Below are 17,322 nucleotides of genomic sequence, written 5' to 3'. Positions count from 1 at the left end.
GCCGCCGCTGGACCATGCGCTGGAAAGCACCCCTGAACGCCTTCCAGATCGCCTTCGAGGGCCGGCTCACCCCGGCCAACGACTGACCACCTCAACAACCAAGATCAGCCGTTAACTTGACACTCCCTGAAACCCCGGTGACCGGTCCCAGGGTGGAACTTCAGTGACCGCATGCGAGACTGACACGAGCGGCCTTTCTGGTAGACGACGGTTGGCGTAGAGAACCGCCATCGTCTACTAAGGAAGGCCGCGTCCGTACATCAGGGCCACTGCGCTCATCAGGAACAACGAAGATCAACTAACTTTGCTTTGGCTCTGGGGGCGCTGGGGTGCTACTCCACGTTGTGCGCGGAGCGCCGCAGGTGGACCCTCAACGAGTCCGCAGCTGTGGTCACTGCAACGAGGTGGAAGTCGTTCCTTATGAGGTCAGGGTCGACGGTGTTAAGTGCCCTGGACGGATCAGCTCGCGACACAGAGATGATGACCTCGTCGACGGCGTGCAGGTGCGATCGCAGTGCTTCGGCGTACTCATGCCCGACGACGAGCACGCTACGTGCGCCGACTGCATAGGCGGCCGACAACCACCGCAGCGGGCCGACGTCAATATCGGCTTGCCCCGGCAGTGCGAAATGCTCTGCGGTGTGACCGCCGGGGATGCCCTCGTAGAGGGTCTTGTCCGCTACGACGAGATCCGCGCCACCGCGCAGATCGAGCAGAAGATGTCTCTCCGCCGCCTGTTGACGCCCGTCGTCGGGGGCGTACGCCCATGTCAGGTAGGGTCTCCGGCGCGTGGTTGCGGTCAGCCAGGGGCCAAGCACCGTGAGGGCTTCGTCGTGCAGCACGTCGGTTTCGACCTCGACGCCTGCGGCAGCGAGCGTTGCGGCACCGCCTTCGCCGCGCGAGGTTGGGTCGATGACGCCGATGATGACGCGGGAAATGCCGGCGTCGAGCAGCGCTTGGCGGCACGCCGGTGTGACACCGACATGGTTACATGGCTCAAGCGTGACGACGGCTGTCCCGCCACGAGCCGCGTCTCCAGCGGCGGTGAGGGCGTGCACTTCGGCGTGCGGCTCGCCCTTGCGGCGGTGAAACCCTGCACCCACGGTCGTTCCATCCTGGTTCAGAATGACGCATCCGACGGGCGGGTTCGGGCTCGTGGTGCCCAGCCCAAGGGCCGACAGCGTGACGGCGTGCCGCATCGCGGCCAGCTCTACCTCTGATGCCATCAGGGGGTCTCCACGAGGTCGTCGAGGAACGCGCGAACGTCGGCCAGGTGACGGTGTTCGTCTACCGCCGAGCCGATCTGGGCGAGTTCGTGCAGGATGCGCCGCGATCCAGCGCGACGGGCGACCGGCAGGGCGATACGCGCGGTGGCGGCGGCCTGGTCAGGCTGGTCGGCCGCGACATGCGCTGCGGCCTTGCTTAGCAGGGCTGAGGTGAAGTCCTGGCGATGAAGCGACGGGATCGACGGCAGCGCCGCGTCCAGCACCGCGATGGCCTCGTCGGGACGCTGCCCGAGCCGGAGACAGGTCCTGCGGTGAACTTCGATGTACCCACTCGTGCAGTAAGAGCCGTGCTCCCCTTCGGGCTTACCTGGGCCACGGTCGGCGGCCCAACGATGCGCGTCGTCGAGGAGCTGCATCGCTTCACGGTTGTCCCCAACTGCGGCGAGGGCGTGAGCATGTTGAACGCGAAGCGCCGCCCGCACCGGGCTGGGCACCTTCGTGTCGTGGACCATGGCGGCGCCGGCCCGTTCGACAGCACGATGCGGCTTCCCGGCGATGAGCCAGTGCTGGCTGCTGCGATACATCGCCCACGCGGTCATGATTGGATCAGCGATCTGATCGGTCCAGGAGAGCGCCTTCCCGGTCCAGTGATGAGCGGCCGGGGCATCGTCGAGCGACTGGTTCAACCATGCTGCGGACTCGGCGTACTGGGCAGGGCTGTTGCGTTCTCGCGGCGCGGGGCGCTGGACAGGGATTTCGTGGGGTGAGTCTTGCCCGGACCGGCCGCTGCGCCTGCTGACCCACTGCAACACCGGACGGCTGGCCACCGCCGCCGTCGGCACCGCGCTGGGCGTCATCCTGGAGCTCGCCCGGCGCGGCCGGGTGGCCGACGTGCTCGTGAACGAGACGAGGCCCCTGCTGCAGGGCGCCCGGCTGACCATGTGGGAGTTGCGGGAGGCCGGGGTGCCGTGCCGCCTGCAGGTGGACTCCGCCGCCGCCACGGCCATGGCACAGGGGCTGGTCGATTGTGTTCTGGTCGGCGCGGACCGGATCGCCGGCAACGGCGACTTCGCGAACAAGGTCGGCACGTACGCGGTCGCCCTTGCCGCGGCGGCGCACGACGTACCGATGATCGTCGTCGCACCGGAGTCCACCTGGGACACGTCCCTGCCGGATGGGCGCGGCATCGTCGTCGAGCAGCGCGAGCCGGCGGAGGTGCTGGCCGTTGCCGGGGTCGCCACCGCGCCGGCCGGATCCGCCGTACACAATCCGGGTTTTGATGTCACCCCGGCCCACCTTGTCACCGCCCTGGTCTCGCAGCGGCGCACGGTGCGCCCGGGCCGACCGGATCCCGGATCCGGAGCGATGGCCGACCGGATCGCTGCGGCGCTGGCGACGTTCCCCGACTATCCGAAGCCCGGTGTGTCGTTCCGCGACCTGGCCGGCGTCTACGCCGAGCCGGGTTTGCTGGAGGACGCGGCGCAGCATGTCGTCGACCTGCTGGGAACCGGATTCGACCGGGTGGTGGCGATCGAGTCGCGTGGTTTCGTGCTCGGCGCGGTGCTCGCCGCGAAGGCCCGGGTGCCGCTGACGCTCGCGCGCAAGGCCGGCAAACTGCCCGGCGCCGTGCACCGGGCCCGTTACACGCTCGAGTACGGCGACGACGCCCTGGAGCTGCAGCAGAATACGGTGACGCCCGGCGAACGGGTGGTGTGCGTGGACGACGTGCTGGCCACCGGCGGTACGCTCGGCGCCGCCGCGGAGCTGGTGGACGCGGCCGGTGGCACGGTCACCGGCATGGTCGTCCTGCTGGCGCTCGACGGCCTCGACGGCCGGCAGCGGTTGGAGCGGCACCGCCTGCTGACCCTCTGCGAGGTGCCGGCATGACGATCGTCGCGCCCGGCGCCAGCCCCACCGAACTCGCGGCCGAACTCGCCGCATACTCCCGGTCGTTGTACGAACTCGGCTGGATGCCCGGGACGGCCGGCAACCTGTCGGTGCGGTTCGGCGACCGGGCACTGATCACGGCGAGCGGGCGGAACAAGGGCGAGCTCACCGCCGACGACATGATCGAGATCTGGGCCGAGAGCGGCGCGCCGTCCCGTCCCGGCCAGCCCCGGCCGTCCGCCGAGACGTGCATCCATGCCGCCGTCTACCGCACGACGGACGCGGCGGCGGTCGTGCACGTGCACTCGCCCTACGCGACGGCGGTGGCGCGCCGCAACGGACTGCAGACCGGCCTGGCGATCCTGCCGCTGACCCGATTCGAGCTGCTCAAAGGGCTCGGGATCGCCGACCCGTCGGCCACCGGCGTGCCGATCTACGCGAACTGGGCCGATGTCCCGCGGATCGCCGCCGACGTCGAGGAACACCTCACCGCGTACCCGTCGGCGCCTCCCGGCCTGCTGATCACCGACCACGGCATCACCACCTGGGGCCGGGATCTGTCGCAGGCCCGTAACCGGCTGGAATGCCTGGAGTCCATCTGCCAGGTCCTGATGCTTACCGACTTCCGAGGAGTACCCCTGTGACTCTGCTGCAGATCATGCCCGTCGACGCGCCGCACGACGTCGAGCTGAGGACCACGGATCACCAGACGATCGTTGTGGCCCTGCGCGAGCACTCGGTCGAGTTGCGCCAGTGGACGCTGCGCGCGGACGTGACCGGCTGCGACAACGACGAGGCGCTGGCCCGTTACGACGACGAGGTGCGAGCCCTGATGGACGCCGAAGGGCTGCGTGTCGTCGACGCGGTCCAGCTGCACCCCGAACCCACCGCCGCGTGGCAGGAGAAGGCCGCCGCGGCGCGCAACATGTTCCTGGAGGAACACCGCCACGCCGAGGACGAGGTGCGGTTCTTGGCGGCCGGCACCGGTTGCTTCTACCTGCACCTCGGCGACAAGGTCTATGCCCTGGTCTGCGCGGCGGGGGACCTGCTGTCGGTCCCGGCCGGGACGCTGCACTGGTTCGACATGGGTGCGCGCCCGGACTTCACCGCGATCCGGTTCTTCCGGGAGGCCGACGGCTGGGTGGGTGACTTCGCTGAGGAGTCGATCGCTGCAGCGTTCCCGAAACTGGACGACCTGCTGGCCGTGTACGGCTGACGGTGCCCGACATCCGAGCCGTGGTGCTGGACATCGAGGGCACGACCGGCTCGATGTCGTACGTCCATGAAGTGCTGTTTCCCTATGCCCGAGCGCGGATCGGCGAGTGGTTCACCGCCAGCCGTGGCACCGATTCCTGGCATGCCGTCGTGGCGGGCGTGCGCACCCACCTGGGGTCGCCCGACTTGGACGAGGCCGGCGTGCGGTCCGCGTTGACCGGGTGGAGCGACCGCGACGTCAAGGCGCCACCGCTGAAGATGCTGCAGGGCCTGCTGTGGTCGAGCGGATATGCCGACGGGACCCTGCACGGGCATGTCTACGACGAGGTGCCCGGGGTGCTGGCCCAGTGGAGCCGTGCGGGCATCGCGCAGTTCATCTACTCGTCCGGTTCCGTCGCGGCTCAGCGGGACTGGTTCGCCCATACCCGGCACGGCGATCTCACCCGGCGCCTCTCCGGTTTCTTCGACCTCGAGACCGCGGGCGGGAAGAGGTCGGCCGCCTCGTACGCGGCCATCTCCGCGGCGATCGGCGTGCCGGCGGCGCAGACGTTGTTCCTCAGCGACGTCGCCGAAGAGCTGGACGCCGCGGCCGCGGCCGGTTGGCTGACCACCGGTGTCCGGCGCGACGGTGACCACCGCGGTCGCGTCGTGCCCGGGCATCACACCGTTTCTCAGCTGGACGCCGGGCTCGCCGTCCGCGCCGGCTGACCGATTCGCACCGTCGCAGAACAGGATCGACATGAGCAATGCACGCGCCGACATCGGCGTCATCGGTGGCAGTGGCTTCTACGAGCTGTTGGCCGAGGCCGAGGAGGTGTCGATCGAGACGCCCTACGGCGACCCCTCGGATCCGATCCGGATCGGCGAGCTCGGCGGCCGCCGAGTCGCCTTCCTGGCCCGGCACGGTCGCGATCACCGGTTCCCGCCGCACCGCATCAACTACCGCGCGAACATGTGGGCCCTGCGTTCTCTCGGCGTCCGGCAGATCTTCGCGCCGTGCGCGGTCGGGTCGCTGCGCACCGAGCTGCCGCCGGGCACCGTGGCCGTCCCCGATCAGCTGGTCGACCGCACCAGGTACGGGCCCAGACCTTCTACGACGAGGGCGGGGTGCACCTGTCGTTCGCGGATCCGTACTGCCCGCAGTTGCGCTCGGTCGCCCTCGGCGCCGCCGATCCCGCCGAGCCAGCTCACGACGGCGGCACGATGGTGGTGGTGGAGGGCCCTCGATTCTCCACTCGGGCCGAGTCCCAGTGGTACGTCTCCGCGGGCTGGTCGCTGATCAACATGACCGGGCACCCGGAGGCGGTGCTCGCCCGCGAACTGGCCCTCTGCTACACCCCGATCGCGCTGGTCACCGACTACGACGCCGGTATCGGCGGGCACGAGAGCGTTGACCAGGCCGAGGTGTTCCGGGTGTTCGCGAAGAACGTCGACAAGCTTCGGGACCTGATCGGCAGGGCCGTCGCACAAGCGCCCGCCGACCGTACGTGCGGGTGCGGGTCCGTTCTGGACGGCATCGACCTTCCGTTCGTCCTGCCCTGATCAGGACCCACGGGACGGCCGCGGCGGCGAGCTCGCCGCCGCGGCCGGTAGCCGGGCCGGGCCCTCAGGCACCCGGGACGGTGCTGCGGGCCAGCCAGCCGGAGCACATCGACAGATAGGAGCTCAGGTGTCCCGCAGCGAAGGCGGCGCGATCCCAATCGGTGTCCAGCACGAGCGTGTCGGCCGTGCAGACGTACGCATGGGCGGTCGTGCCGTCGTCGAGCCGCAGACGGCGCAGATCATAGAGCGGCCCCTCGAAGTCGTCGAGGATCGCCCACTCGGCCGCGGACAGCCCTGCGACGACCTGACCCTTCACCACCTGAGGCGACCCGCCGCCGGCCGCCGGGACCAGGCCGGGAAACAGCCGGTCGCGCAACGCCGCGGCACGCCAGCCGGTGGCAGCGCCCGGCGTGAGCTGCGGCACCCGGCCGAGCAGGACGGCCAGGACGCCGGGGAACGTCAAGCTGCCGTAGACGAAGAGCCGCTGCGGCGCCTGAGCCAGCCGGGGACGGTCATGCGACATGGGTCGGCCGCTCCGGCGTGTGGCCGATCCACGAGGTCGCCTGGGCATGCGCGCCGAGCTGGAAGCGGGTCCGCAGACCCACTTCCTCCATCAGGTCGGCGATCTGCCGGCGCAGGGTGCGCACCGAGACGCCCATCTCCCGGGCGATCGACTCGTCCTTGAGGCCGCCGGCCATCAGACGCAGGATGGTACGCCGGTAGATGGTGTCCAGCGGCCCGTCCGTGCCCGACCGGACCGGCGGGACCGCGACCTGCCAGTACTGCTCGAACACCTGGTGCAGGACATGGGCGACGGTGGTGCACTTGATGATGAGGGCGCTCTCGTCGTTGCGGGACGTCGGGTCGGAGACGACGGCGAGGCGCCTGTCGACGACCAGGAGCGGGAACGGGACGACGGGCGCGGTCCGGACGTCGATGCCGGCGCCGATCAGCTCGGCGAGGCGCCGGCTGCGCTGCTCGGTCTCCCCGGTGCGGTGCACGCTGCGGGTGATGACGCCGCGCTCGGCGGTGCCGCGGTACCGGCGGCCGATGCGCTCCCACTCGGCGAGAGCCGGGTTGCGTTCCGGCTCGAGGCTGACCACCTCGTCGGTGGCGCCGGCCGTGCAGTGGTCCAGGGCGATCGCGATCCGGTCGGCGCCGGTCACGATCTCGGTCTCGACCGGCACCCGGTTCGTCTGCGCGGACGCCATCGCTTCCTGCGCCACGAACGGCACGGCGGAGCTGAGGAAATCCAGTCGGCGGTGGTGCATCTCCGCGGTGGCCCGGCCGGCGTCGACGAGCCGGGAGAGCGCCGTGCCGGTGGCCACGGCCCGGGTGCCGCTCAGCGACTCCGGACAGTCCTCGAGCAGTCCGACGCTCAGCAGCGTATGGATCGCCGCCTGTACGCCGGAAGGGGAGAGTCCTGTGGTGTGCACGGCGCTGACCGGGGACCAGCCCGGGTTGTCGATGGCGTGGCGGTACAGCGCGCGAGCTTCGTCAAGTGCAGACAGCATGATGTCCATTAGCGGTTCCCTCGTTTAACCATCGCCCCGACATCGTTGGCGTGACGGCCTGAACTTCGGTTAGACCATCATAATTTGATGCGACGTTGTCAATATTTATAGATCGCAATCACAATCCGTCCTATATGTTCAGTCATGGCCGTAACGGTCGTGTCCACTTGATGTCATGCCTGTGATCTAGACCGACGCAGTGAAGTTTTGGCAGGGTGGGCAAGCCAGTCGCGACGGGGTCAGCGACCGGGACTCGATGCTGCCGCGTCACCGGCGTCCGCACATCCGGCTACCCCTTCCTTCAGGTTCACGACGGATGTCTGGGAGTGCGAGACGTGATGCTGTTGCGCGCCGACGGCGGCCTGACCGAGGTCGACTCCGCCGCGGAGGCGGTCCGGCTGGGCTGGGACCGGCTGGTCGGCCCGGACGACCTCTTCCTGGGCGCCCGCTGGCTCGAGGTGGCTGAGCGGACAGCCGGTGCGCCCATGCGTTACCTGCTGCGCGGCGGCCCAGACGGGCCGGTGGCGGCTCTCGCCACCGCCCTCGCCACCGAATCCTCGCCGTGGGTGCTGGGCCGCCCGGACACTCTGCTCGGCTTCAGCGCGGACGACGACCGGCCGGGCGCGAGAGACCTCCTGGACCGGCTCGGCACTTCCGCCGGGCCGCGGTTGCTGCCCAGCCTGGTCTGCGGAGGCCGGCACATGGGCCGCAGCCGCGTGTTGCGCGATCCCGGGCTCACCGCCGGCGAGGCCACCGGCCTGATCACCGAGCTGGTGTCGCGCGCCGAGCGGTTCGCCGCCGAGTCCGGGGCCCGCTCGGTGGCGTTCCCGTTCGTCGACGAGCCCGACGACCTGCTGCGCGAGGTCCTCAGCGCCCGTGGCTACCTCTCCCACCAGTCCGGGCGTTACAGCCGGCTGCCACTCGCCAGCGACGGCTTCGAAGGGCTGCTGGCGCGACTGTCGCCCAAACGCCGCCGCCGGGTCCTGGCCGAGCGCCGCCACGTGGCCGCCGCTGGCGTCACCGTCGGCATCGGCCCTCTCGATCCCGCGCTGATCCCACGGCTCGGCGTGCTGGAGGAGGAGCTGATGCACAAGTACGGCCTGACTTGGACGGCCGCACAGACCGAGGCCACCCTGCGCGAGATGCTCGACGTCTTCGGCGACGAACTGCAGATCTGCACCGCGGTGGGAGACGGCGAGGTGCGCGGCTTCGGCACGCTGCTGCGCCACCAAGGGCAGTGGTACGCGCGCCAAGCCGGCTTCGACTACGCCTGGCAGGGCGCCCTGCCGCTCTACTTCGAGGTGCTCTATTACCGCCCCGCCGAGCTCGCGCCGAGCCACGGCATCACCGGGATCCACTACGGCATGGGCAGTGAGGAGGCCAAGCGTTCGCGTGGCTGCCTCGCCGCCGACCAGAACGCTTTCCTGCTGCCGCTGGCGCCCGCCGGCGCCGGCGCCTGAGCCGAGGAGCACACAGATGACCGAGCGTACCGACTTCGTGCTGGTGGAGAGTGGCCGCGGCGGGTTCGGGCTGGAGCCGTTACGGATCGCCCGCGAACTGGGCTTCCGTACCGTCTTCGTGACCAACGATCTGAGCCGTTACGCCGACCCGGCCGGGGCCACTGAAGCGTTCGAGAGCTGCGCCGACGAACTCGTCATCGCGGACACCACGAGCGCCGCGGCCGTCATCGAGGCGTTGAGCAAGCATCACGAGGCCGGCCGGCTGGCTGGCGTGATGACCATCATCGACTACTACGTGACTATCGTCGCCGACGTCGCCGCCGCGTTCGGGTTGCCGGGACTGTCGCCCGAGGCGGCCCGCAATGCGCGCGACAAATTGCGTACGCGCCGGGCCTGCGAAGCCGCGGGTGTTCCCGCGCCTCGCTCGGTGCACGCGCTGACCGAGGCGGAAGCACTCGACGCGGCCACCGCCGTCGGCTATCCGTGCGTGGTCAAGCCGATGACCGAGGCGGCCAGCATCGGCGTGCAGTTGTGCCGTACGCCGCAGGAGGTCCGTGCCCACTTCGCCGTGCTGACCGCCGTCGCGACCGACTTCCGCGGGCTCGCCAAGCCGGCCGGCGTGCTCGTCGAGGAATACCTGATCGGGTACGAGCTCAGCGTCGAGTCGGTGACCGTGGACGGCCAGCGGCACGTCATCGGCGTCACCGACAAGGGCCTCGACCGGCACCCGTGGTTCGCCGAGATCGGCGAGACGTTCCCGTCGTCGCTGCCGCAGGAAGTCCAGGACGAGTGCGTACGGGTGGCGCTCGCCGCGCTGGACGCGATCGGCCACGACTTCGGCGCGACCCACGTGGAACTCAAGATGACCGCCGGCGGCCCCAAGCTGATCGAGATCAACGCCCGGCTGGGTGGCGCACAGATCGGCCGGGTGATCCGCGAGAGCACGGGCCTCGACCTGCCCCGCGAGGTCCTGCGGATGCACTGCGGCGGGCGCCCGGCGCTCACCCCGAGCCGGCAGGCGGGAGCCGCCTCGCGATACCTGACGGCCTCGGCGGTGGGCGTGCTCGACGTCATCCTCGGCGCGGACCTCGCCCAGCGGGTGCCGGGCGTCGTCGAGCTGGATATCTACGCGCGGCCCGGTATGCCGGTCCGCCCGGCGCGCAGCAACGCCGATGTGCTCGGCCATCTCGTGGTGAGCGCCCCGACGTCCGCCGAGGCGGCCCGCTGGGCCGACGCCGCGGTCGGTCAGCTCAGCGTCCTCTGTCGCGACGCGCCGGACGCCGGCGCGTGACCGGTCTGCGAGCCTCGCTGCCCCGCGGGCCCGGGCTGCCGTGGTTCTCTGCGGCCGGCCTCATCAACGCGCTGGGCAACGGTTTCTACTACCCGTTCATGCTGTTGTTCTTCCGCGATCTGCTGGACGTCTCCCTCGCCCGGATCGGCGTCGGCCTCACCGTGGCGGCGTTGGCCACCCTGCCGTTGCTGCCGGCCGTGGGACGAGCGGCCGACCGGTTCGGGCCCCGGCCGGTGCTGATCGCCGCCGCGGTTCTGCGCGGGCTGGCCTACCTCGGCTACCTGACCACCCGCAACTTCGTGGTCTTCATGCTGCTCAGCGCGCTGATCGCGCTCTGCAACCGGGCCGAGCAGGCCAGCGTTCCGGTGCTGGCCACCGCGCTGGCCCCGGAGGGTGAGCGCAGCCGCTGGCTGGCGCTCTCCCGGGTGCTGTTCAACGCGGGGTTCGGCGCCGGCGCGCTGCTCGCCGGTCTCGCCCTCACCACGCTCGACGGCCGGTACGCGCTGCTCGGGCTGATCAACGCGGTCAGCTTCCTCGCCGCGGCGGCCTGCTACCTGCCGCTGCGAGCGGCGAAGGGCGAGGCGGCCCCGGCCACCCCGGTGGCGCGGACCCAGCCGTGGCGCGATCGGGCGTTCGGGTCCGTGGTGGCGGCCGGCGCCGTGCTCTGGGTGCTCGCGCTCGGCGTCGAGGTGGCGCTGCCCGTGGTGCTGATCGAGGATCTGGCGCTGCCGTCGTGGACGGTCAGTGTGCTGTTCACCGTCAACACCGCGCTGCTGACGCTGCTGCAACTGCCGGTGGCGCATCGGGTCGAGAACCGTCCGCCACGCGTGGTGGCCGCGATCGGCGCCCTGCTGCACGGCGGCCTGATGATCGCGTTGCTCAGCGCCGGCGCCCTGTCCACCTCGGCCGTGGTGGCCGCGCTGATCGCCGGCATGGTGGTCTACACGATCGGCGAAATGCTCTCCTCCCAGGCGGTGATGGTCCTGCTCACCGCTCTCGCGCCGGAGGGCGAGCGGGGCTCGTACCTCGCCTTCAACCAGATCTTCATCGGTGCGGCGGGCGCGCTCGCCCCGGCCGGCGCGGCGATCCTGCTCGACACGGACCCGGCCCTGCTGTGGTGGCTGCTGCTCGTGTTCGGCGCCGTCGCCGCCGTCCTCATTGTGACCACCCGACGGACGGGTGCCGCCCATCGACGCGAGGCGACCGTCCCCACCCCGTGACGGGGCCAGAACTTCACCGAACAGAAAGGCAGGACCGTGAGCGCAGGCATCATCGCTACCAGACCCGCCACCGGAACGGCGTACGACCGGATCGACGGGGCACTGAGGGCCTTCGGCGAATACCGGGCCTTCTGCCGGGGCGGCGTGGACCGCGCCGCGTACTGCCGGTGGCTCAACTCCGGGGTGGTCAGCGCCGACGAACTCGGGCTGACCGTCGACCAGCTCAACCTCTCCAGCCGGTTCCCGGTGGACGAGCGGGCCTACGTCGAGCGGAGCCTCAGCACACTCCGCGATCTCGGGGTCATCGACGCGACGCGTTACCCGGAGGAGGAGTACACCGCACTTCGCCGCCGGGTGGAGGAGACCTTCTTCCACGGCGACCGGATGACCTACATCTTCCCCGAGGAGGCGCGGCTGCTGTTCGCGCTCGCGCACCTGATCGCGCCGCGCCACACCGTCTTCCCCGGCTCGTACTACGGCTACTGGGCGGTGTGGGCGATGCCGGGCATCCGGGCCGCCGGGGGCCGGGCCACCCTGATCGACATCGACGTCGCGGCGATGGACCTCGCCCGGCGCAACCTGGAAGCGCTGGATATGGCCGGCGACATCGACTTCCTGGCCACTGACGCCATCGCGGCCGGCGCCCGGTTGCCCGAGGTGGACCTGTGTGTGCTGGATGCCGAAGGCCCGCTCACCGGGGTTCCCGAGTACATGATCGACAAGGCGATCTATTACCCGATCATGGAGGCGACCACGCCGGCGATCCGGCCCGGCGGTGTGCTCGTCGCGCACAACATGCTGCTCGAGAACCTCACCGGGAACAGCTACTTCACCGGCCGCGTCGCAAACAACCGCCGGCAGTACACCAAGTTTCAGCGGCACCTCGACGAGCACTACGACGTCCAGCGGACGTTCGCCACGACCGAGGGCCTCGGAGTCTACCGCCGCCGGATCACCGCGCCGGCCGGGACGAACTGATGTGCGGCGTCGTCGGTCTGTTCGTGGGCTGCTCCGCGGTCGTCACCTGCCCGAGGGACTCGCTGCTGCGCACCGACACCGCTTCGCAGCCGCTCGAGGAGGGCGAAGGGGAGGCCGGCGCGCAGGCGTACCGCAGCCCGTTCACCACCTGGTTCGAGCGTTCAGCGGTGCGGCGTACTCCACGCCGGATCCTGGACGACGTCGGTCCCGGTGAGCTGTTCCCCGCTGAACTGGTGCCGATCGCTGGCCACCCGCTGGTCCGGGAACTGCCGCCGGGCGAGTTCGCCCAGGTGCTCACCCAGCACGCCTACCGCTACCTCGACTTCACGGCGAAGCTCGAGCACCTGGTCGTCAACCGCACCGCCCTCGGCATCGCGCACGGCACCATCGGCGTCCGGGTCCACGAGGACATGCGCTTCGACGCCTACAAGATCTACTGCGATGAGGCGTACCACGCGCTGTTCTGTGCGGACCTGATCCGCCAGATCGAGCGGACCACCGGCGTCCGGCCCCGCCTGGACAGGCATCCGTACCTCCTGCGCCGCCTCGCCGAGATCCGCGAGCGCGTCGGCCCGCGCCTGGCGCCGCTGGTGGAGATCATGTTCGTGATCTGCTCCGAGACGCTGATTTCGGCCACCCTCGCCGAGAGTAGCGCGGACACCCGGATCGCCCCTGCCATCCGGGAGTCCATCCGCGACCACGCCCTGGACGAGGGCCGACACCACGCCTACTTCGTGGCGTTCCTGCGGGTGATGTGGGGCCAGCTTGACCCGACGCTGCGGGAGCAGGCGGTCGCCCTCGTCCCCGAGTTGATCATGACTTTCATCCGGCCGGACCTGCCCGGGCTGCGCGACGAACTCCTCGGCTACGGCCTCACGCCGGATCAGGTCGAGCAGGTGCTCGCGGAGACTTACCCGGACCACGTCGTCTCCGCGTACGCCCGGGAGACCGCCGCCCAGACGGTCCGCTACTTCACCGAGCTCGGAGCAATGGACAGCGAGCGGATCCGCGCCGAGTTCCTGCGGCACGACCTGCTGAAGGAGGTGCTGGTGTGACCACCATCCGACCACTGACGCCCGGCGATCTGCCGGAAGTCACCCGCATCTACAACCACGCCGTACGGAACACGACGGCGACCCTGGACACCGACGAGAAGACCGTCGCCGACATGGCCGGCTGGCTGGACCATCACGACGATCGCTACCGCGCGATCGGTCTGGAGCACGACGGCCGGCTGATCGGGTACGGCTGCCTGAGCCCGTTCGCCTCCCGGGGCGGATACCGCGTCAGCGCGGAGATCTCCATCTACGTGGCGCCCGAGAGCCACGGCGCGGGCATCGGCCGGCAGCTCTGTGCCTGGCTCTCTTACCACGCCGAAGAAGCCGGGTTCACCACCGTGCTGGGCCTGACCACATCGACGAACACGGCGTCGATCCGGATGCTGGAGGCGGTCGGCTACGTCCCGGGCGGCGCACTAACCCGGATCGGCCGCAAGCACGGTGAGCTGATTGACTTGGCGATCTACCAACGCTTCTACGAGCGGAACATCGACCACTACCTGCAGGGTGGCGACGTGCCGCGGATGGGTGAAACCCGATGACGACCGCCGCCTTCGACCAGCACGTCGCCGAGCAGCCGGACGCAGTCAGCAGCGTGCTGACCGCCGTCCCCGTGCCACGGCTCGACCCCGCGCGACCGGTGCTGTTCACCGGCATCGGCAGCTCGTTGCACGCCTGCCGGGTCGCCGCCGAGTGGGTGCGCGAGCTCAGCGGCGGGCGGGTGCACACGGCTGCGCTGGACGCCCACGACCTCGCCCTCACCGGCGTGCTGGCGCCCGGCGACCAGGTGGTGGTGGTGAGCCACCGTGGCACCAAGGCGTACCCGAACGAGGTGCTGCGCCGGGCCGCCGACGTCGGCGCATACACGGTGGCGATCACCGGCGCCGGCCCGGCCGAACCGCCCGCCGACGTCGTGCTGCGCACCTGCCCGCAGGAGCGGGCCAGCACTCACACCGTCTCGTACGTCACCGCGCTCGCCGTGCTGGCATGCCTCGTCGGTGAGCTGCTCGGCGACGAGGCCGCCCCGCTCACCGAGGCGCTGCCGGGCGTCCCGGACGCGCTCCGCCGCACCCTGGAGCTGCCGATCGCCGACGCCGCGGTGGACGCGCTCGCCTCCAGCGGCCCCGACCCCGCTCTGCTGACCGGCACTGGGGTGGACGCCATGACCGCGCAGGAGGCCGCCCTCAAGATCAAGGAGGGGACCTACCGCTGGGCCGAGGGGATGCACACCGAATTCGCGCTGCACGGGACGCCGGCGGTGTTCCGTAGCAGCACGGTCGCCTACCTGATCCGGCCGGCCCGGCCCGACGGCGACCGGACCGACGCGCTGCGGCAACTCCTGACCTCGCTCGGGTCCCGCACGTTCGTCTGCGCCGCCGAGGACGACGCCGACCTGCCGTTCGCCGCGGTCCACCCGCTGCTGCGCCCGCTGGTAGCCGTCGTGCCGTTCCATCGGCTCGTGTCCCTGGCGGCCCAGCGGCTCGGCGCCAGCCCCGACCTCACGCACCTCGAGGAGGAGCCGTGGAACAGCGCGATCCGGGCGGTCAAACTGTGACCACACGCCGGCCGGGCGGGCCCCGATGACCCCGGCTCACGTCATCGCGCCGGCGGCGCGGTCGGCCGCGGCCCGAGTGACCGGCGAGTTCAACGACGCCACCGGAACACTGCGATATGCCGTACGCGACACCGAACTGCCCCCCGCGTACGCCGCATGCTGGCGCGAGCACCTGCTCAGCCGCCCGCTCTTCGCCGACCACGCGGAGCTGCACGGCGCCGCGGCGGACGTCCTAGCGTTCTTCGATCTGCTGACCGCCGTGCCCGGCCGGTTGTTCGACGGCGATCTGGGCCGTTACTGCGCGGCCCTCGGCATCGACGGCCCGCGCGGGGCGGTGCTGCGCCGCTTCGCCCACGGTGGAGCGACCCGTTACGGCCGGGCCGATCTGTACCACGACGGCGACGGTTACCGGCTGCTCGAGTTCAACGTCGCCAGCGACCTCGGCGGCGCCGACCGGGCCGAACTGCAACGCGCGTTGCTGCGCCACCCGGAATTCGGCGCGTTCGCGGCGAAGCACGACCTGGCGTTCGTGGACACCGGGGCACGGCTCGCCGCGGCGTTGCGGGCCGCCGCGGGCGCCGGGCCGGACGAGCCGGTGGCGTGTGCGCTGGTCTGCGCGGACGGGGGCCTGGCCAAGTACCGGCGTCTGGTCGAGGCGGTCCGCGAGGCGATGCCCCGGCACGGGCTGGACCTGCGGCTCGCCGAACTGTCCGACATCGCCGACCGGGATGGGCACGTCACCGTGGCCGGCCGTCCGGTCCGGGTCGTGCTGCGTTTCTTCACGGTGGACGACCTGCTCGACGACCCGGCCGCCGCGTACCGCGCCGAGTTGCTGTTCCGGGCGCACGAGGACGGGCGGGTGGCGCTGTTCACTCCGATGGACAGCTCGCTGTACTCCAACAAGGGCGCACTGGCGCTGCTGTCGGCGATGCCGCCGGGCCTCCTCGGCCCCGATGAGCAGGCCCTCGTCGACCGGCTGCTGCCGTGGTCGCGCCTGATCGCCGGTGGCGCGAACGTCGGGACGGCCACCGCCGGGCTCGTCGAATCCTGCCGCGCGCAGCGAGCCGAGTTGATCCTCAAGCCGTTGCGCGAGTGCGGTGGCACCGGCATCGTCGTCGGCTGGGAGAGCACCGACCAGGAATGGGCTCTAGCGCTCCGTGCCGCATCCGTCGACCAGGACGGCCACATCGTGCAGAGGCGGGTGCGTCCCCGCACGGAGCCGGTCGTGGATCCCGAGACCGGGGCCGTCGGCCGCTGGGTGGCCGGCTGGGGAATCTTCGTCACTCCGGACGGCTACGCGGGCACGGATGTCCGGGCGCTGCCCGCCGACGCCGGCGCGATCCTCAACTACGGCATCAACCGGCGCACCAGAGTCACCGGCGCGTTCACCGTTCCCGCCACTGCTGATCAGGCCTGAGTCATGAGCGAGGGATAGGCCCGGCCGGTTCGGCACGGGACATCGTCGTGCCGCACGGTGTGCTGGCTTGTGGCCATCGCTGGACGAACGCCGAAGGGGCCGGTCGGCGACCGGCCCCTTCGCTCGTACTCAGTGGATCACTTGGTGTTGCGGGTGCCGACAATGTCATCCGTGCTGGTCAGGCCGCATGTTCGTATTCGTGGAGCAGTCCGCCGAGCCCAGCACCCCTACAGGGCGCAGAGGCGGGCCGCGACTACATCGACCTCGCAGGTTGCCGGAGCGAGATCGACGTCGTCGGTGTGCAGGCGCAGGTTGATCACGTCGAAGCCGTCTCCGGACAGGGCGGTTCGGATGCCCTGCGCGACTCCGAGGCATGTCGTGACGACGCCGACGAAGGCAGCGCCGACGGCGGTTCCGGCGAGTTGGACGGATCCGCATGGATCGCGTAGCTGAAGGTCGGCGAGGGCGGCCGTGGCACTACGGCGTTGCTGGGGGACGTCACCCTTCCAATCCGGAACCTGGTCGCTGCGGATCTGAGCGGGAATCGGCGCAGGAGCACGGCGTTGAAGTCAGCCGGTCCGACGCCGAGTCCGGCGTCGATGGCCAGCTTCCAGCCGACTCCGGAGATGAGCCTGCGAGGGTCGAGGCTGTCGACGCCAAGCAACGCGACATGGTGGTCGTCGACCAGGACGCGGCTGGCGTGATCGAGTCGCCGGTCGAGGATGACCACGTCGTAACCGGCCCGTTCGAGGACTGCCGCGGCCAGGAAGGTCTTGCGGACCGGGTCCGGCTTCACCGGGGCGAGGACGAAAGCACCTTGAAGGGCTCTCGTCTAGACGAGTTGTTCCGAATTCCGGTCAGTGGTCGTAGGCGATCAGTGACCGGGTGACGGGTGCGCTGGTCTTGTTGTTGTGCCAGATCGCGGCGGCCATGGCGAGGAGGCGTTGGGCGACGCGTAC

At 70.5% G+C, this 17,322-nt stretch carries 17 protein-coding genes and 2 pseudogenes; 13 read left to right on the top strand and 6 right to left on the bottom strand.

Translation table 11 applies throughout. From position 1 onward, the window contains the following. Positions 1-332: 332 nt before the first annotated feature. Together ribD and F8271_RS22005 are read right to left on the bottom strand one after the other, a co-directional pair. A complete protein-coding gene (ribD, locus tag F8271_RS22010) occupies positions 333-1,226 on the bottom strand; it encodes a bifunctional diaminohydroxyphosphoribosylaminopyrimidine deaminase/5-amino-6-(5-phosphoribosylamino)uracil reductase RibD (RefSeq protein WP_151491716.1) in 894 nt (297 codons plus the stop codon). Then, positions 1,226-1,912, bottom strand: a complete 687-nt coding sequence (locus F8271_RS22005; RefSeq protein WP_151491715.1) for a hypothetical protein — start codon at positions 1,910-1,912, stop codon at positions 1,226-1,228. The genes ribD and F8271_RS22005 overlap by 1 nt, the downstream gene beginning before the upstream one ends. A gap of 34 nt (positions 1,913-1,946) precedes the next feature. Here F8271_RS22005 and F8271_RS33325 point away from each other — a divergent pair, with 34 nt between their 5' ends. The 5 genes and pseudogenes from F8271_RS33325 to F8271_RS21980 all read left to right on the top strand — a co-directional run bounded on the left by F8271_RS33325 (position 1,947) and on the right by F8271_RS21980 (position 5,870). Next, complete coding sequence (locus tag F8271_RS33325; protein WP_151491714.1) at positions 1,947-3,113, top strand: adenine phosphoribosyltransferase; 1,167 nt, start codon at positions 1,947-1,949, stop codon at positions 3,111-3,113. Then, a complete protein-coding gene (mtnB, locus tag F8271_RS21995) occupies positions 3,110-3,757 on the top strand; it encodes a methylthioribulose 1-phosphate dehydratase (RefSeq protein WP_151491713.1) in 648 nt (215 codons plus the stop codon). The genes F8271_RS33325 and mtnB overlap by 4 nt, the downstream gene beginning before the upstream one ends. Further along, a complete protein-coding gene (locus tag F8271_RS21990) occupies positions 3,754-4,329 on the top strand; it encodes an acireductone dioxygenase (protein ID WP_151491712.1) in 576 nt (191 codons plus the stop codon). The genes mtnB and F8271_RS21990 overlap by 4 nt, the downstream gene beginning before the upstream one ends. Before the next feature lie 2 nt (positions 4,330-4,331). Continuing rightward, positions 4,332-5,036 (top strand): acireductone synthase, encoded by a 705-nt coding sequence (gene mtnC / locus F8271_RS21985; RefSeq protein ID WP_225854683.1) that lies wholly within the window; start codon positions 4,332-4,334, stop codon positions 5,034-5,036. Between the two features lie 31 nt (positions 5,037-5,067). Next, positions 5,068-5,870 (top strand): annotated as a pseudogene (locus F8271_RS21980) (S-methyl-5'-thioadenosine phosphorylase). Between the two features lie 64 nt (positions 5,871-5,934). Here the strand turns inward: F8271_RS21980 and F8271_RS21975 are convergent. Then, positions 5,935-6,393, bottom strand: a complete 459-nt coding sequence (locus F8271_RS21975; RefSeq protein WP_151491711.1) for a gamma-glutamylcyclotransferase family protein — start codon at positions 6,391-6,393, stop codon at positions 5,935-5,937. After that, positions 6,383-7,384 carry a hypothetical protein gene (locus F8271_RS21970; RefSeq protein WP_192580400.1) on the bottom strand — a complete coding sequence of 334 codons (1,002 nt, stop codon included), beginning with the start codon at positions 7,382-7,384 and terminating at the stop codon, positions 6,383-6,385. Before F8271_RS21970 ends, F8271_RS21975 begins: the two co-directional genes overlap by 11 nt. Positions 7,385-7,710: 326 nt before the next feature. Between F8271_RS21970 and F8271_RS21965 the strand changes: the two genes are divergently transcribed. From F8271_RS21965 to F8271_RS21930, 8 genes are read left to right on the top strand one after another with little or no spacing between them, the layout of a single operon-like run. Beyond that, on the top strand, positions 7,711-8,844 hold the full coding sequence (locus F8271_RS21965) for a GNAT family N-acetyltransferase (protein ID WP_151491709.1): 1,134 nt from the start codon (positions 7,711-7,713) through the stop codon (positions 8,842-8,844). A gap of 16 nt (positions 8,845-8,860) precedes the next feature. Further along, on the top strand, positions 8,861-10,135 hold the full coding sequence (locus F8271_RS21960; protein ID WP_151491708.1) for an ATP-grasp domain-containing protein: 1,275 nt from the start codon (positions 8,861-8,863) through the stop codon (positions 10,133-10,135). Continuing rightward, positions 10,132-11,355 carry an MFS transporter gene (locus F8271_RS21955; protein WP_192580399.1) on the top strand — a complete coding sequence of 408 codons (1,224 nt, stop codon included), beginning with the start codon at positions 10,132-10,134 and terminating at the stop codon, positions 11,353-11,355. The genes F8271_RS21960 and F8271_RS21955 overlap by 4 nt, the downstream gene beginning before the upstream one ends. A 36-nt stretch (positions 11,356-11,391) precedes the next feature. Then, complete coding sequence (locus F8271_RS21950; protein ID WP_151491706.1) at positions 11,392-12,333, top strand: O-methyltransferase; 942 nt, start codon at positions 11,392-11,394, stop codon at positions 12,331-12,333. Continuing rightward, complete coding sequence (locus F8271_RS21945) at positions 12,333-13,388, top strand: diiron oxygenase (protein WP_151491705.1); 1,056 nt, start codon at positions 12,333-12,335, stop codon at positions 13,386-13,388. The genes F8271_RS21950 and F8271_RS21945 overlap by 1 nt, the downstream gene beginning before the upstream one ends. Continuing rightward, the gene (locus tag F8271_RS21940) at positions 13,385-13,933 is read left to right on the top strand and encodes a GNAT family N-acetyltransferase (RefSeq protein ID WP_151491704.1); all 549 of its coding nucleotides are present in this window, start codon (positions 13,385-13,387) and stop codon (positions 13,931-13,933) included. The genes F8271_RS21945 and F8271_RS21940 overlap by 4 nt, the downstream gene beginning before the upstream one ends. Next, on the top strand, positions 13,930-14,946 hold the full coding sequence (locus F8271_RS21935) for an SIS domain-containing protein (protein ID WP_151491703.1): 1,017 nt from the start codon (positions 13,930-13,932) through the stop codon (positions 14,944-14,946). The genes F8271_RS21940 and F8271_RS21935 overlap by 4 nt, the downstream gene beginning before the upstream one ends. A 25-nt stretch (positions 14,947-14,971) precedes the next feature. Beyond that, a complete protein-coding gene (locus tag F8271_RS21930; protein ID WP_151491702.1) occupies positions 14,972-16,363 on the top strand; it encodes a glutathionylspermidine synthase family protein in 1,392 nt (463 codons plus the stop codon). A 316-nt stretch (positions 16,364-16,679) separates the two neighbouring features. Here the strand turns inward: F8271_RS21930 and F8271_RS21925 are convergent, their stop codons facing one another. Both F8271_RS21925 and F8271_RS21920 read right to left on the bottom strand, forming a co-directional pair. Beyond that, positions 16,680-17,159 carry a hypothetical protein gene (locus tag F8271_RS21925; protein WP_151491701.1) on the bottom strand — a complete coding sequence of 160 codons (480 nt, stop codon included), beginning with the start codon at positions 17,157-17,159 and terminating at the stop codon, positions 16,680-16,682. Between the two features lie 61 nt (positions 17,160-17,220). After that, a pseudogene (locus F8271_RS21920) lies at positions 17,221-17,322 on the bottom strand (IS982 family transposase); the annotation flags it as partial.

Origin of the sequence: Micromonospora sp. ALFpr18c, assembly GCF_008868155.1 — a bacterium.
In the GTDB taxonomy this organism is placed as follows: domain Bacteria; phylum Actinomycetota; class Actinomycetes; order Mycobacteriales; family Micromonosporaceae; genus Micromonospora.
The sequence above is the reverse complement of the archived record's forward strand: the minus strand, read 5'-3'. Positions and strand labels throughout refer to the sequence as shown.

Coding starts and splice junctions, on each gene's coding strand:
- ribD (WP_151491716.1), bottom strand. CDS start 1,226: ATGGCATCAGAGGTAGAGCTGGCCGCGATGCGGCACGCCGTCACGCTG.
- mtnB (WP_151491713.1), top strand. CDS start 3,110: ATGACGATCGTCGCGCCCGGCGCCAGCCCCACCGAACTCGCGGCCGAA.
- F8271_RS21975 (WP_151491711.1), bottom strand. CDS start 6,393: ATGTCGCATGACCGTCCCCGGCTGGCTCAGGCGCCGCAGCGGCTCTTC.
- F8271_RS21970 (WP_192580400.1), bottom strand. CDS start 7,384: ATGCTGTCTGCACTTGACGAAGCTCGCGCGCTGTACCGCCACGCCATC.
- F8271_RS21960 (WP_151491708.1), top strand. CDS start 8,861: ATGACCGAGCGTACCGACTTCGTGCTGGTGGAGAGTGGCCGCGGCGGG.
- F8271_RS21945 (WP_151491705.1), top strand. CDS start 12,333: ATGTGCGGCGTCGTCGGTCTGTTCGTGGGCTGCTCCGCGGTCGTCACC.
- F8271_RS21935 (WP_151491703.1), top strand. CDS start 13,930: ATGACGACCGCCGCCTTCGACCAGCACGTCGCCGAGCAGCCGGACGCA.
- F8271_RS21930 (WP_151491702.1), top strand. CDS start 14,972: ATGACCCCGGCTCACGTCATCGCGCCGGCGGCGCGGTCGGCCGCGGCC.